Annotated in this window: 12 protein-coding genes, 2 tRNA genes and 1 rRNA gene; 1 reads left to right on the top strand and 14 read right to left on the bottom strand. The window is 50.7% G+C overall.

The annotated features are described in order from the left end of the window. Position 1: 1 nt before the first annotated feature. The 9 genes from DL94_RS0105355 to DL94_RS0105310 all read right to left on the bottom strand — a co-directional run bounded on the left by DL94_RS0105355 (position 2) and on the right by DL94_RS0105310 (position 8,836). Complete coding sequence (locus DL94_RS0105355) at positions 2-1,024, bottom strand: glycosyltransferase family 9 protein (RefSeq protein WP_028129269.1); 1,023 nt, start codon at positions 1,022-1,024, stop codon at positions 2-4. Positions 1,025-1,028: 4 nt separating this feature from the next. Beyond that, the gene (gene rfaE2, locus DL94_RS0105350) at positions 1,029-1,490 is read right to left on the bottom strand and encodes a D-glycero-beta-D-manno-heptose 1-phosphate adenylyltransferase (RefSeq protein WP_051586325.1); all 462 of its coding nucleotides are present in this window, start codon (positions 1,488-1,490) and stop codon (positions 1,029-1,031) included. A 10-nt stretch (positions 1,491-1,500) separates the two neighbouring features. Beyond that, positions 1,501-2,487, bottom strand: coding sequence for a bifunctional heptose 7-phosphate kinase/heptose 1-phosphate adenyltransferase (locus DL94_RS0105345; protein ID WP_028129267.1), 987 nt, complete (start codon positions 2,485-2,487; stop codon positions 1,501-1,503). A 14-nt stretch (positions 2,488-2,501) separates the two neighbouring features. After that, positions 2,502-4,034 (bottom strand): organic solvent tolerance protein OstA, encoded by a 1,533-nt coding sequence (locus DL94_RS0105340; RefSeq protein WP_051586324.1) that lies wholly within the window; start codon positions 4,032-4,034, stop codon positions 2,502-2,504. A gap of 173 nt (positions 4,035-4,207) precedes the next feature. Continuing rightward, positions 4,208-5,482 carry a putative porin gene (locus DL94_RS0105335; protein ID WP_028129265.1) on the bottom strand — a complete coding sequence of 425 codons (1,275 nt, stop codon included), beginning with the start codon at positions 5,480-5,482 and terminating at the stop codon, positions 4,208-4,210. A gap of 268 nt (positions 5,483-5,750) precedes the next feature. Continuing rightward, on the bottom strand, positions 5,751-7,103 hold the full coding sequence (locus DL94_RS0105325) for a putative porin (RefSeq protein WP_028129263.1): 1,353 nt from the start codon (positions 7,101-7,103) through the stop codon (positions 5,751-5,753). Between the two features lie 340 nt (positions 7,104-7,443). Continuing rightward, positions 7,444-7,520 (bottom strand) — tRNA-Val (locus tag DL94_RS0105320). A gap of 2 nt (positions 7,521-7,522) precedes the next feature. After that, positions 7,523-7,599: transfer RNA gene (locus DL94_RS0105315), tRNA-Val, on the bottom strand. 49 nt (positions 7,600-7,648) lie between these two features. Further along, positions 7,649-8,836 (bottom strand): multidrug effflux MFS transporter, encoded by a 1,188-nt coding sequence (locus DL94_RS0105310; protein ID WP_028129262.1) that lies wholly within the window; start codon positions 8,834-8,836, stop codon positions 7,649-7,651. A 327-nt stretch (positions 8,837-9,163) separates the two neighbouring features. Between DL94_RS0105310 and DL94_RS14305 the strand changes: the two genes are divergently transcribed. Further along, on the top strand, positions 9,164-10,567 hold the full coding sequence (locus tag DL94_RS14305; protein ID WP_051586323.1) for a hypothetical protein: 1,404 nt from the start codon (positions 9,164-9,166) through the stop codon (positions 10,565-10,567). Between the two features lie 68 nt (positions 10,568-10,635). Here DL94_RS14305 and DL94_RS0105300 read toward each other — a convergent pair whose 3' ends face one another. From DL94_RS0105300 to rrf, 5 genes are all read right to left on the bottom strand, one after another. Next, a complete protein-coding gene (locus DL94_RS0105300; RefSeq protein ID WP_028129261.1) occupies positions 10,636-11,883 on the bottom strand; it encodes a M20 family metallo-hydrolase in 1,248 nt (415 codons plus the stop codon). A 15-nt stretch (positions 11,884-11,898) separates the two neighbouring features. Then, positions 11,899-13,203: an amidohydrolase gene (locus DL94_RS0105295; RefSeq protein ID WP_028129260.1), complete on the bottom strand. Its 1,305-nt coding sequence runs from the start codon at positions 13,201-13,203 to the stop codon at positions 11,899-11,901. A 22-nt stretch (positions 13,204-13,225) separates the two neighbouring features. Further along, on the bottom strand, positions 13,226-14,497 hold the full coding sequence (dcuC, locus tag DL94_RS0105290; protein WP_028129259.1) for a C4-dicarboxylate transporter DcuC: 1,272 nt from the start codon (positions 14,495-14,497) through the stop codon (positions 13,226-13,228). A 180-nt stretch (positions 14,498-14,677) separates the two neighbouring features. After that, positions 14,678-15,109, bottom strand: coding sequence for a large conductance mechanosensitive channel protein MscL (mscL, locus tag DL94_RS0105285; RefSeq protein ID WP_197020714.1), 432 nt, complete (start codon positions 15,107-15,109; stop codon positions 14,678-14,680). A gap of 92 nt (positions 15,110-15,201) precedes the next feature. Further along, positions 15,202-15,318: ribosomal RNA gene (gene rrf, locus DL94_RS0105280) — 5S ribosomal RNA — on the bottom strand. Positions 15,319-15,324 lie beyond the last annotated feature (6 nt).

Raw genomic sequence — 15,324 nt, 5'->3', positions numbered from 1 at the left:
GTCAATAAATCTCCTTTATTTTCCGTGCCACCATGTCTACGGTTATGTCCTCCATACATTCCTTGTCCAGGCCCTTGGGACAGCTGCGTTTCCAACAGTAGCGGCAGTCACGGCTGATTTGCACAGCATTTTCCATCTGCGTATACGGGCCGGTGCGATTGATATTCGTCGGGCCGATAAGCATGATGGTCTTTGTCCCCAACGCCAGGGATAAATGGCCGGGACCGGTGTCACCGCAGACCGTAAAGGCCGCCCCCTGCAGCACCGCCGCCAGCTGCGACAGCGTCGTGCGTCCCACCAGATTTACCGGCGGCACGTCCGTCATATACTCAATTTCCTGCGCCCATTGTTCCTCACGCGGGCCGCCGCCCACCATAACGGGAATCAGCCGCTGCTCATAGAGCCAGTCCGACAACTTGGCAAAGCCCTCGGACGTCCAGCGCTTGTTGGGACTGCTGGCGCCGATAACCAAGGCCACATAAGGATTGCTGGCATTCATACCGCACTGAGCGAGCAGCCGGCGCGCGATATCCTGTTCCCGTTCCGGCACTTCGATGCCAAACTTTATCTGATCACCATTACACCCCAAAGCCCGGGCCACATCGAGATACTGCTCAATGACATGATTACGGGCATTCGGCCCCACGACGGGACGGCTTATTTTGTCGCTGCCCTCGCGCATAAAGCAGGTACCGATTTTTTCCTTAGCCCCGGCCACCCAGGTGATAGCCGCCGATTTAAACAGCCCCTGCAAATCCAGGGATACATCATAATGCCGCTTTTTTAGCTGACGGCGCAACGGGCCGAAGTTTTGCATAAAGCCGCCGAGAGAACGGAACTCCTTCTTCTTGAACAGAATCAGCTCGTCAATCACCGGCACCATTTTGAGGATTTCATAGGCTGCCGGTTCCACCACCCAGCTGATATGGCAATCAGGATACCTGTCCTTCAAGGCATAAGCCACCGGCAGGGCATGGAGCACATCGCCGATGGCACTTAATTTCACGATTAAAAAATTCTTCATTTCCTTAACTCTTTATCTTCTTGATTATATTCGTCGTCGAGCGCCCCTCGACCATGTCAATAAAAGCCACTTTGCCGCCGTAGCTCTGCACTATTTTGGCCTCGGGCAGGGTGTCCAGCGTATAGTCACCGCCCTTGACGTACACATCGGGACGCACTTCGGCAATCACGGCCTCTGCTGTCTGTTCGCCAAAGAACACTACATAATCCACGGCCTTTAACGCCCCCACGACCTTGGCCCGGTCGAGCTCACCGTTGATAGGACGCTCCGGCCCCTTCAGACGACGCACCGATTCGTCTGTGTTCAGCCCCAGCACAAGAATATCGCCCTGTGCCTTGGCCGCCTCCAGATACGTAACATGCCCGGCATGCAGAATATCAAAACAGCCATTGGTAAAGACGATTCTCTTACCGCCCTGCCGCAGGATTTCACAAAAAGTCTTTATATCTTTACGTGCAACTAACATATATACTCCTTCAGCGCAACGCTCGGCGCAGTTCCTCACCGGAAACTGTAGCGGTGCCCAGCTTGCGCACGGCGATACCGCTGGCCACATTGCTGAGTTCTGCCGCCCGGGCAGGTTCCACCCCGGCCGCCAGTGCCAGAATCACCGTAGCCACGCATGTATCACCGGCACCGGATACATCGAAAACTTCACTCTTGTCGGCCACGGGGATATCATGAATAGCCCCGTCCTTTTCCAGCAGCACCATGCCCTTTTCGCCGCGTGTGATAAGCACACCATCAGCCGCCAGCTCCGTCAAAAGCTCCTGTCCGGCCGTGAACAGGCTTTCGTCATCGGGCAGACTCCGTCCGACAGCCGCCGCCAGTTCGGCATCATTCTGCTTGACATAGCCGATATTTTTAAAGCGGTGAATATCATAACGGGAATCGACCATACTGGGGATATTATACTCCCGGCAGTATGAGATTATCATGGCCTGCAGGGCCTCCGTTATCGTCCCGGAGCCATAGTCACTAAGCACCACGCCGTCAACCTGCGGCAGCAGCCCCTTGACATACTGCAATAACAGCTGTTCAAATGCCGCCGTCATGGGTTCGTCACTTTCCCGGTCAATGCGGACAATTTGCTGGCTGACCGTCGCCCGCCCCCCGGCAATAACTCTGGTCTTGGCAATTGTAGGGCGCTTTTCATCGCAGAACAGCCCGTCTGTATGTGCGCCGTTCTTCTCCAACGCCGCTTTCAAGCCCTTGGCCGCATTATCGAGCCCCAACAGCCCCACGGCAAAAGCCTGACCGCCCAAAGTCGCCACATTATTGACCACGTTGGCCGCACCGCCGGCGATGATTTTTTCCCCGGCCTGCTGCAGCACCAGGACAGGCGCCTCCCGGGAAATCCTAGAAATGCGCCCCTCCAGATAAATATCGGCCACCATGTCACCGATAACCAATATACGTTTGCCCTGTATCTCGTCAATGATACCGGCTAATTCTTCTTTCATAAAACACGACTCCCTTACCAGGGTGTAAACTCCCAACGTACATTCCAGGAATTTTCCTTGGACTTATATCGCAGAATAAACTGAGTACAATGCATATCATGATACCAATAGTAGTCAATGTTTTTCCATTCCCTATGGTCCATATCGTACTTAGTACCTACAGCCAGGCGGTTTTTGTCGTCTATACGATAACTGAACCCGGACTCCAGTTTACGTGAGTAATCGTCCGTATTATAGGTAAACAGGGTATTTCTGCTGTTCTTCTTGCTGTAATGATATCCCACATAAGCAGCCCAACGGTCATCAAAGTCCTTGGTCAGCACAGCATCAGCCGTAAAACCATTCACCTTTGAGGCATTGTAAGATTCTTTGGTGATATTATAACCTGTATGCAGGTAAAGCGTGTAGCGGTTGAACTTTATCGGGTCATAGCCTAAGCCGAAATTATATTCCGTGTGATCACTATGAACACCATTGCCGTACCATTCACCATGTTCAACGCCCAGACTGTAAGTAAAATGACTGTGTCCCAGCCGATGTCCATAATTCCAAAAATAGGACGGCTGTTTCTTTATCCACTTATCATTGCTATCTTGAAAATAACCATATCTGACGCCTGTGGACATACCACGGTTGCCCCACGTAATATCATAATTGCTGCGCCAACCATCGGCACCTGTTACCATAAAATTAGTATTAAGAGCTACGTTCGGACGCAGACCGAATTTTTGTCCCCAGCTAATCCACAATTTATCCTTACTGTTGTAACCAACTCTGGGCCATGTTTTATCGCCACTGGCATTATCCCCAATGCCGGCCTCATAATGGTCACGCGTAAAAATCGTTTTTCCTTTGATGCAGAAACGTACCTTATCCATAACTACTTTATCGTTAGGATAAATGACCATCTTTTCTGCCGCCATGTGGTAGTCCGGCTTTTGGGCACCGCACTTGGTATCAGTACCGTTGTAAACAACGATTTTTTCAGGGTAAAACTCAAAACGCTTACCCGTGATATAATGTGCTCCGGCCTTGCCCTTGCCATCTTCCATGGAGCCAATCTTTTTGCCGTAATTATATTTGACCTTGTAACCATCCAAAGTCACTCTGGTCTGCCCCGGCGTCATTTGCAAAACATGTGCCTTATCCGGGACACTGATATCCTCGGTCTTGGTATTACCCGTGACTAATTCACTTTGAAAACGATGCGCGTCGAGTTGCAAAATATCCACTTTGCCCTTGGCTATAAAACTGCCGTCGCGTTCATCGTAAGTAAGGTCTTCACCTTCAAAAGCTATAGGCGAGGCCTTCTTTTTATCCAGTGGGTACTGCAATGACTTGCCAAACTCCGCTGCATCAGCCAACAGTTTTTTCTGTTCTTCTGTTAGGCGGTTTTCGCGTTCTGCACGGTGAGCATTTTCGATATAATCCAGTGCCGTAATCCCCGTGTCCGAGTCTGCACTGTAAGCAGCCATGGCTGTCCCGCTCAGTGACGGTAATAGCATGGCGGTCATTATCACCCCGGCCAGTTTTGCATTTTTATTCATTAAATCTCTCCTCACATCGAGATAATCATACAATCCAACACTTTAATATTATACCGCCATTGCCGTTATTTTTCCATAGGGAAACAATTTATGCCATATAGAAAATGCACAAGAAAAAGGCCTCCACTCTAGTGGAGGCCTTTCTTGTGTCTGATAATCCGCTAATCGTAGGATTAGAAGAAGAACTGTACACGACCGAAGTAGGTGTTAACAGTCTTGTCAGTATTGAGGGTCTTGTTACGACCATAACGGAGCGTAGCTACAACATTCTTGAAGATAGTGTAGTTACCACCGATTTCCCAACCCTTCTGGTTGCGGCCGATAGCATCCCAAGTCGGTTTTACAACGCCGTATTTACCAATATGACGGTAAGCTACCCAGGCACCCCAGGTGCCCTTGTTTTCAGCCTGTGCGCCTTTGTAGTCTACTTCGAGGCCAGCTGCTTTCTTGTAGTTTTCAGCGTTACGGTTCTGAGCATAGAAACCATTTACAGCAACGTTCTTGTTGAAACGATAGCCTGCCTGAGCGGAGATAATGTTATACTCGTCCTTGCGATCGTTAACAGGATCATCTGTATAGCCGCCTAAATTAGACAAATCGCTGGAGCTGATATGATGCCAGTACAGGCCACCATTGAATTTGCTCTTCTTGCCTTCTACACCAACATACTGGTAGTTAGCAGCAGAGCCGCCAAGCTCATTAGCCTTAGTGGTCTTATTATAAAAACCAAAGTCATCAGAACTAATACGGCCAGCACCGAGAATAGCCTTTACATCCTTACCAAAGGAAACTTCAGCACCGGAGAACTGGGTATCAGCAATGGTGTTGTTCTGCACCGGAGCGAACTTACCAAGTTTAACCTTGAAGTTTTTGTAATCGCCCTGTGCCCAAACACGTTTCAAGGAAACCTTGTCAGAATCGTCCTCACCAGCGTCAGTCTTTGCGTTAGTGGAAACATCAAGACGAGCATTTACATGCCAGTTGCTGTTTACTTCCGCAGACGGTTCGAGACGGAACAAGAACTCATTCTTGCTGGAATCATTACCGTTTTCTGTAGAAGTACGGGAGAACGTGTAACGAGCCTGGCCATTCCACTTAACCATGTCAGCATTGCGTTCGAGGTTAGCAACGCGAACACCCAGGTTGTTCAGTTCAGCAGCGAATTCAGCAGCCAGTTTGTCAACGAGGGCCTTGTCAGCACCCTTGGTGTTCTTGGCCATAGCCTTAGCTACCATCTGAGCCATTTCGTAACGGGTGATGTTACGGTTGCCCTTGAAGGTGCTGTCGCCATAACCTTCGATTACGCCGTCAGCAGCCAGCTGGCTTACAGCGTCATAGGCCCAATGGTCAGCAGGAACATCGGAGAACGGATTTGCAGCAGCGAAAGTCGTGCTGGCAGCACCAACAACCAGAGCGGTCGTCAGAGCGGATACGAGAGTCTTCTTCATGAGAATCTCCTCCTTCAATAAAATAAAATTAACACTTGTCTTGAAGGAAGATTGGTTAGGCCTAAGAGTGTCCATGTTTCCTCTAAGTTTGCCAATTTTCCTTTTAGATTACGTACAGGATACCATTATTGATTTTAAAAGTCAAATTAAAATTCCGTTAGAAAATATGAAAAACACCTGAAAAAGCCGTCCTGTGCGTGGCTGCGTCATTATTGCAAATAAAAAACCTGCCCCGAGAGGCAGGTTTTTGTATGCTTGCAACTTTTTCTTAGAAGAAGAAGTTTACACGAGCAAAGTAGTTGTTTACAGTCTTGCTGTCGCCGAATTCGTTCAGCGTCTTGCCATGGCCGTAGCGGAGGGTGATAACCGTGTTCTTGAACAGAGCATAGTTACCGCCGATTTCGAAACCCTTCTGGTTCAAACGAATTACATCCCAAGGAGTGGCAACGAAAGCATTGTTGCCGAAGTAACGGTAAGCTGCCCAAACGCCCCAAGAGCCTTTGTTTTCAGCCTTAGCGCCCTTGTAGTCAACTTCGAAGCTGTAAGCTTTCTTATAGAAGTCAGCCTTCTGGTTCTGAGCATAGAAGCCCTTTACACCCCAATCCTTGGTGAAGTTGTAGTTAGCCTTTAACAGCCAAATACCAGCCTTATCTTCATTTGCATTTTCGGAATAGTTCTTAAGAACTCCCGGTACAAGACCTCTCGGTGTAACACGAACATATTTGTAATTGAATCCATCACCAGCAAGATAATGGTAACGGAGAGCGCCATCGAACTTCTTCTTCTTATAGCCAACGCCTACATAAGCATAAGCAGCAGACTGGTTTTGCTGACGAAATACGCCATATTTATCGTCCCAACCAAATTTGCCATTTGCAACGCCAGCGGCATCCCCTGCATTAGTTTTCAAACGACCAGCACCAATAACAGCATTGAACCCCTGAGCCGGAGCATAAGCAACTTCAGCACCGGAGTAAGCGGTATCAGCGATAGTATCGTCATCAGGAGTAGCGAACTTACCGAGTTTTACGGTAACGTTGTTGTACTTGCCTTCAGCCCAAATACGTTTCAGCTCTACCTTGTCACCATTATCATCGCCGGCATCCTTCTTGGAATTGATGTTAGCATCGAGACGAGCCTTTACATGCCAGTTGCTGTTTACTTCAGCGGACGGCTCGAGACGGAACAAGAAATTGTTGGTCTGACTATCAGTTGCACGATCTTCCTGCGTATAGTTGGAGAAAGTGTACTCTGCAGTACCATTCCATTTAACCTTGTCAGCATTGCGTTCGAGGTTAGCAACGCGAACACCCAGGTTGTTCAGTTCAGCAGCGAACTCAGCAGCCAGTTTGTCAACGAGAGCCTTGTCAACACCGCTGGTGTTCTTAGCCATAGCCTTAGCTACCATCTGAGCCATTTCGTAACGGGTGATGTTACGGTTGCCCTTGAAGGTGCTGTCGCCATAACCTTCGATTACGCCGTCAGCAGCCAGCTGGCTTACAGCATCATAAGCCCAATGGTCAGCAGGAACATCGGAGAACGGATTTGCAGCAGCAAAAGTCGTGCTGGCAGCACCAACAACCAAAGCGGTCGTCAGAGCGGATACGAGAGTCTTTTTCATAAAGAAACTCCTCCTTCAATAAAATAATATTAACATTCGTCTTGAAGGAGATTGATTATCTTTAGAGTGTCCATGTTTCCTCACAGATTACCAATCTTTCCCTAAGACCATCGTAAATATACCACAATTTATTTTTACTGTCAAATCAAATTCACACAAAACAATAAAAAGCCTCCACAAAGGGGAGGTTTTTATTGCAATTTTCCTTTTTCTTAGAAGAAGTTTACACGAGCGAAGTAGTTGTTTACAGTCTTGTTATCGTTATCCAGGGGCTTAGCACGACCATAACGCAGGGTAAAAACAAAAAAGGAGGCCCTCACGGCCTCCTGAAAATTCTACGTGGTGCTCGCCGAGGGATTCGAACCCCCGACCCCCTCCATGTGACGGAGATGCTCTAGCCAACTGAGCTAGGCGAGCAATGGTGGGGTTAACAGAATTCGAATCTGTGACCTCCTCGATGTCAACGAGACACTCTAACCAACTGAGCTATAACCCCATTACATATTTAACAACAAAAATAATTATAGCGAAGAGCACCGTTTCTGTCAAGGAAATAATTCCCCCTTCACCCACAGCCTGTACACCATATACCCTAGTCCATAGCCCGCTATCATAATCACGCACATGGGCAGGGCTGTGTTTTCACCGGCGATGCCGACCAGCGGCATCATACAGCCGCCCAGTATCATGGAAAAAAAGCCGATAAGGGCACTGGCACTGCCGGCGTTTTTGCCCTGCCGGGACAGCGCCAAGGAGAAACTGGCGGCCCCCATAACGGACAGGGGGACGATGGTCAGAAAGAGTACAGGCAGGATAATGGCCATGCCTGCCTGAAAATAAAAGGCCATAAACAGCAGCACGGAACCCATCAGGGGGAGCACCAAGGACACGTGGAGCAATTTTTCATCGGGAACACGTCCGGCCAGTCTGGCCGGCAGCATACCTGACAAAAGCAGGCCAGCACCAATGCCGCCAAAAATCAGACTGTAAGTCTGCGGTGATACATGGAATATATTTTGGAAGATAAAGGACGAGCCGGCCAGATAGGAAAAGAACGCGCCAAACACAAAACACTGCACCAGACAGTGCCCCAGAAAATACCTGTCCTTTAGCAGCTGCGGAAACTTGGCAAAGGAATCCTTCAACCCCGGAATCCGTTTAGCCGCAGGCAAGGTTTCCTGGTACATCAAGGTCGCCAGCAGCTGGAATATCCCCACCAGGACGAGCATTACAAAGACACCGCGCCAGGAGGTAAAGAGCAAAATCTGGCCGCCAATAACCGGAGCCAGAATCGGCGCCAGCCCGTTGACCATCATCAGCATGGCAAAGAACTTGGTAAGTTCCGGTCCCTCACAGACATCTCTGGCAATGGCTCGGGCTATGACAATGCCGCTGGCACCGGCAAAACCGGCCATAAAGCGGAAAAACAAAAATATATTGATATTTTCCGCCAGCACACAGCCAACAGTCGTCAGGGTAAAGACCAGCATGCCGATGGTCAGCGGCCCCTTGCGGCCATAACGGTCGCTGAATGGCCCGGCAAAAATCTGTCCCAGCGCCATGCCCAGCATGGTCATGGTCAAAGTCATTTGTGCCAGGGAGGCCGATATGCCCATATCCACCTGCATCGTGGGCAAGGCCGGCAGGTACATATCAGTAGACAGCGGTGCCATTGCTGTCATCAAACCTAAAAATACCGTCAGCCAGAGCTGCCTGCCCTTTGTCATTGCCATATAATAAATCCTCCTCAGTCAGTTTGTTGATAACGTGATATTCTAACTGCCCAAGATTAAAATTTCCTTAGAAAAACCACAAAAGTTATCCCCACTTATCCACAGTATTCACAGGAGAAACTGTGGATATTGTGGATAAGTGCCGTATTTTTCCTGAAAACTCCCTGAAAATCCCCATCTGCCGTCGTCTTATTCCCGAGTTTCTGTGGATAAGTCTGTGATAAACTTTCTTAGCTAAATTTAATCGCCCCCAAAAACTAATTTAATTTTCCCTATCTATAATGATGTGCAAAGAAAGTTTTCCACAGATTTGCAAAGGAGACTACTATGAATATACGTACAAACAAGGGGCGCAGACTGGCCGCCCTGGCCTTATCCCTCACCTGTCTGGGCAGTTTTTCCGCTTTGGGCTATGCCGGCATGAAACAGCAGCCGCTGGCCATCTTTACCAGCACGAACCCGGCAGCACCGCCGCAGGGACAGCTGCCGCCCGGACCGCCGCCTGATGGCAAATTCGGTGGTATGCAGGATAGCGCTAATGATGCCAGTCAGCTGACAGCGCAAAAAATCTGCCAGCAGGATACAGAAACTTTGACCGGTCAAAATTATACCGCAGCCAGGACAGACGAAAGCGCAGTACTGGTACGTCAGGGCGCGGTTTTAAACCTGCAGCAGGCGACGCTGAGCAAGACCGGTGATACCTCCAGTGCTGACGCCAGTAATTTCACCGGCCAGAATGCCATTATTCTCGTGAACAACAGCCAGGCTAATCTGGAAAATCTCACGTTGACTTCTGACGCTGACGGGGCTAATGCGGTATTCTCCACTGGAGCCCAAAGTGTGGTCAATGCCAAGCACCTTGTTATCCACACCAAAAATAATTCCTCCCGCGGGTTGGATGCGACCTACGGCGGTACTATCAATGCCGCAGATGTGGATATCACCACCGAAGGTGCCCATTGCGGCGCCCTGGCTACGGACCGGGGTGAAGGCAATGTCATTGTCAACGGCGCGAAAATCAAAACCTCCGGTGAGGGCAGTCCCTGCATTTACTCCACAGGCAACATCCAGCTGACCAACGGGATTGGCGAGGCCAGCGGCAGTGAAATTGCCGTGGTGGAAGGCAAAAATTCCATCACGCTGCAAAATTCGACACTGACCGGTCATATAAAACACGGTGTCATGCTCTATCAGAGTTTTTCCGGTGATGCCAATGTCGGCGTGGCCAGATTCACTGCAAAAAATTCCACCCTCAATAATAAATCTGCCGGCCCCATGTTCTATGTCACCAATACCACGGCGGAGGCTGCCTTGGAAAATACCGAACTTGTACAGGCCGGCGATATCCTTGTCAAGGTCGCCAGCGACCGCTGGGGCAGCACAGGACAAAATGGCGGGGACTTTACCCTTAACGCACAGCAGCAGCACCTGCAGGGCAGAATTATTGCGGATAACATCAGCAAAGTCACGTTAAAACTCGGCCCGGCTGCCGAGTTCACCGGCACTATAAATGACGACTATCAGGCCGAAACCGCCCATATCAGCCTGGCGAAAGATGCTATCTGGAATCTGACGGCTGATGCTTATGTCAGCACCATAACCGACGCTGCCGCTGATTTCAGCAACATCAACAGCAACCATCACAATATTTACTACGATAAAGACAGCAATCCCAGCCTTAAGGGGCAGACCATCACGCTCCCCGGTGGCGGCAAACTTATAGCCAAATAAGCATAATAAACAGCCCTGGAAGTAACGTTTTCCTCTAACATTACTTCCGGGGCTGTCGTCTTATCGAATCAGAATTTCTGCCCGGCTTGGGCCGTTTCCTTCACGGCCGCTGCCAAAACTTTGGTGACATTTACAATATCCTCGATGTCCGCAAACTCGGCGGCATTATGACTAATACCGTCCTTACAGGGAATAAAGAGCATGCCTGTCGGCGTTGACTCCGCCCAGTGCATGGCATCATGGCCGGCACCGCTGGGCATTGTTATACACTCTGCCCCACTTTTCCGGCAAATGTCTTGGAGGAACGCCACCATCTCCGGCCGCATAGCCACCGGCGTTTCCTTGGACACCACTTCGATATCATAGGGAATATGCCGCCGCTGGCAAATTTCCGCGATGGCCTGCCGCAGGGCCGTTTCAACTTTATCCTTGGCCGCGGCCGATATACTGCGGATATCAATCCCGAGCTCACATTCGCCGGGAATCACATTCATAACACAGGGCTGCACCTTCAGAATGCCAACAGTCCCTACCACTGGTATTTCCTGCATGGCCGCCGCCAGTTCTTCCAATTTGAGAACAACTTCGGCGGCGGCACACAAGCCGTCCTGCCGCAGCCCCATAGGCGTGGCACCACTATGGTCAGCCTTGCCGTGCAAATGCAGGCGCAGGCGTGTGGGCGCTGCTATTCCCGTCACCACACCGAGGGATATCCCTTGATGTTCCAGCACCTTCCCCTGCTCGATATGCACTTCAAAAAAGGCTTTCGGCGGTACAGGATAAGTGACCGTCCCCACGTTCTCCGGCTGCAGGCCGCGTTCCTGCAGCACCGCATACAGTGTTTTTCCCTGCGCGTCCTGCAGCCGCTGGAGGTCAGCCTGGGAAAGCCTGCCCAGCATGGCGCGGCTGCCCAGAGTCGCGGCCCCGAACCGGCTGGATTCTTCACACATAAACAGCACGACTTCCAGTGAATGTTCGGGCGCAAAGCCCTCCTCCTTCAGACTGCGTATGACTTCCAGTGCGGCCAGTACGCCTACGACACCGTCATAATTGCCGCCATGAGGCACACTGTCACCATGCGAACCAAACAGCACCGCCGGCAAATCCTCCCGGCTGCCAGCCCAGCGGCCGATGACATTGCCGAAGGCATCTATTCTTACCGTCAAGCCAAGTTCTTTCATCTGCCCGATTATATAAGCCCGTCCCTGCCAGTCGCTGTCAGTAAAGGCCAGTCGGGTAATACCGGCCGTTCCCTGTGTATCACTGCACTTAGCCATTTCCGCCAGGTCACGGGACAGACGTTCCTTGGATACCATGTTATATCATCACCTCTAATCCTGCAGCAAATCTACTGCCGCTGTGGCGAGCAGACTGGCAGACAATACCATGGCATGCTCATCAAAATCAAACCGGTCATTGTGATTGATGGCCGCCAGCGAACCACCAACGATGATATACGCTGCCTGTTTGCCCTGCTTTTGCATGCGTTCCATAAAGTAGGTAAAATCCTCACTGCCGCACATATCATAGGTATCGGTAATCTCGTCAAAAATCCCGAGCCGTGCAGCCGTACTCCTGATTTTTTCTGCCAATCCCGGCGAATTATTACCTCCCGGGGCACTGCCCATCGGCGTAATGCGCACAGCCACATCGTACATCTGCGCAGCACCTTTAATCACCTGCTCCGCCCGCTGACGGACAAAGTCGTTGATTTCTGTGGTGGCGCCCCTGGTTTCAATCTCCATATGCGCAGTGGCCGGGACGACATTGCGCCCTGTTCCGGCTTTGAGCACCCCCACGTTTATCCGGCTGCTGCCGGCACTATGTCTGGTAATGGCATGGAGGTTTAGTGCCGCCGCCGCGGCCGCCAGCAACGCATTTTTCCCCTGCTCGGGAGCACCGCCGGCATGCGCAGCCAGACCTGTAAAATCCACGTTCAGTTTGCTGGTTGCCAAAAAGTTTTGCACATCGTAAGCCAAAAAACCAACCTTGGGCATCATAAAATGCGAGCCTATAAGATAATCCGCATCATCGACCACGCCCTTGGCGGCCATTGCCCGTGCTCCGCGCACACCTTCTTCAGCCGGCTGAAAAATCAGCTTTATCTTCCCAGTCAGTCTGTCCTGCAGCTTGGCCAGTATCTCTGCCACGCCGAGCCCCACACTGGTATGTCCATCATGGCCGCAGGCATGCATACAGCCTTTATGCTCAGAGGCAAAGCCCGCCTTGGCTGGCCGATGCTTGTCATCAGCTGCCTCCGCTACGTCATTACAGTCCATATCAAATCGCAGGGCCACGGTTTTACCGGGACGGCCGGTAGCCAGCGTGCCGACTACGCCGGTATAACCCCCGGACATTTTTTCCACGAGCTCCTGCGGCGCGCCCTCGCGCAGCGCACGCTCGCTGGCCGCGGTCAGCACCGGCTCAGCCGGCACGCCCATGCGTTCGGATTCCGCCAGCACGTCACGGCCAAACTGTACCTCATAGCCCAGCTGCCGCAGCCGTGTTATAACCAAAGAGGCTGTACGAAACTCCGTCCAACCATTTTCCGGGTGGCGGTGCAAATCCCGGCGGCGCTCTATCAACACCGGTTCCATACTCTCAGCCAGGTCCATGATTTCCTTGTCGAAATTCATTTCCTCGCCCCCTTGCCGCCTGTCAGCCAAACAGAACCATAAAGGCAATTACTGAGGCCAGCATTGGCAGGGCATTGCGTTTGGTCATTTCCATGGGGCTGACTTTGGCCAGGCCGGCGCAGACAATAGCTGCACCTGCTACCGGGGACATGGAACGGCCGATAGCTCCTGTCATCTGGGCCAAGGAACCGAGATTCATAATCGTCATGCCAAAATCCGTGGCATGCGGCGTAATCGCGCCATTGAATGCCAAAGCCGCGGCATCACCCGAGCCGGAAATAATCGCAATGATAAAGGGACCGAAAGCGCCGGCAATCTGCGCAATAGATTCCGAACCTTTCATAACATTGATAAGTGCGTCCGTCAGGCCCATAGCCTTCATACCGGCGGTAAAGACGGCAGCCGCCACGATAAGGCCCACAACACTGCCATAGGCATTGCCCATGCCTTCAAAAAATTTCTTCGTAGCCTCTTGCGGATTCGTAAGCGTAACCAATAGCCCGAGTAACACACCGGAAATCATGGCCATCGGCACACTGACCAACGGCAGCACAGCAATCTGCTTGCTGCCCAGAATCAACAGAATCAAGGGAACAAGCGGAACAAGCGCCTTAAGCGGATTTACCTTAAACTCCTCTACGGCTGCGGAATCCTCTCCTTCAGCCAAATAAGCCTGAGCCCGGTCCTCCGAAGGACCTTCTTTACGAACCACCGCTACGGCCGTTAAAACAGTTATACAGATAAGCGAAGTAATAATAGCTGCCGGGGCCTCATTCATAATAACCGTCATAACGTCCACACCAGCCAGGTCCGCCACAAAGGGATTGTGGGAGGTGCCGGGACTGATGGCACTGCCCCAGGTACCAGCCAGAACGACACTGGCTGCCATAGCCGGATGAACCCCGGCTGCCATCAAAGTCGGAATCAGAATACTGCCTACCGCGGCAGCACAACCGGCAGCACTCGGAATCGCAATGTTAATCCACCAGGTCAGCAGAAATGCCAGGGGAATCAGGAAAATCCTGCTTTTTTTCAATACCCCGGAGATTGATGAAACCAAATGTTTGTCACATTCCGTCAGTTTCATTACATAGGAAAAACCCATAACCGTACAGATTGTCGGCACCAGACTGTTATGAACCATCTGCTTGGAAAAAGTCGTGATGGCTGTATCCGGCACTCCACCGATGATACACATAAGCAAGCCTGCGCCAAAGAGAACCATCCTTGTCTCATACTTCTTGATAATGGCCGCGAACGCCAAAATCACAATGATACCGCCCATAATTTGCATAAAAATCCCTCCTGTTAAGCCTGTGGCGTATCAAATCTCACACGGCTATGTATTCTACTCATGTCATAATAAATCCTGTATATTCTTAAGATTTTTAATATTAAATTTCACGCAAGAAAAAAGGACCACTCAACAAAGAGCTGGTCCTTTAGGTTTTAAATAATGACAGACCTTGTCCAATTACAACGCCGAGGTGCAATGCGGGCACTTCGTAGCCTCATCAGGAATTTCCGTTTTGCAATAAGGGCAGAGGCGCGGCTCCTTGGCCGGTTCTTCCTCTTTCTTCGGCATCAGGCGGTTTACCTGCTTAATCAGCATGAAGATGGCAAATGCCACAATGAGGAAATCAATAACCGCATTGAGGAACGCACCATAAGCGATAACCGGCAGACCGGCAGCCTTTGCCTCAGCCAAAGTTGCCGCAGGTGTAGCCGACAGATTGATAAACAAATTGGAGAAATCCACTTGCCCCATAATAAGTCCAATCGGCGGCATCAAAATGTCATTGACGAAGGAGGTGACAATCTTACCGAAGGCCGCACCAATGATGATACCAACGGCCATATCCAGGACATTGCCACGCATGATAAACTTCTTAAATTCTTCTACCATAAAACAAATCCCTCCCATAATAGTAATGTATAACAACAATCACAGTATAGCACAAAGACACAAAAAAAGCACCCCACAGGGTGCTTTCGTCTAACTGGCAACGCCCTATCCTCCCAGTCCGTCTCCAGACAAGTACTTTCGGCGTATGAGTGCTTAACTACTGTGTTCGGTATGGGAACAGGTGGAACCACTCAGCTATCGTCACCAGATATTCT

The sequence above is a fragment of the Selenomonas sp. AE3005 genome (assembly GCF_000686945.1).
Classification (GTDB): domain Bacteria; phylum Bacillota; class Negativicutes; order Selenomonadales; family Selenomonadaceae; genus Selenomonas_A.
Note: the sequence above shows the minus strand (reverse complement) of the source record. Positions and strands in the feature narration are given on the sequence as shown.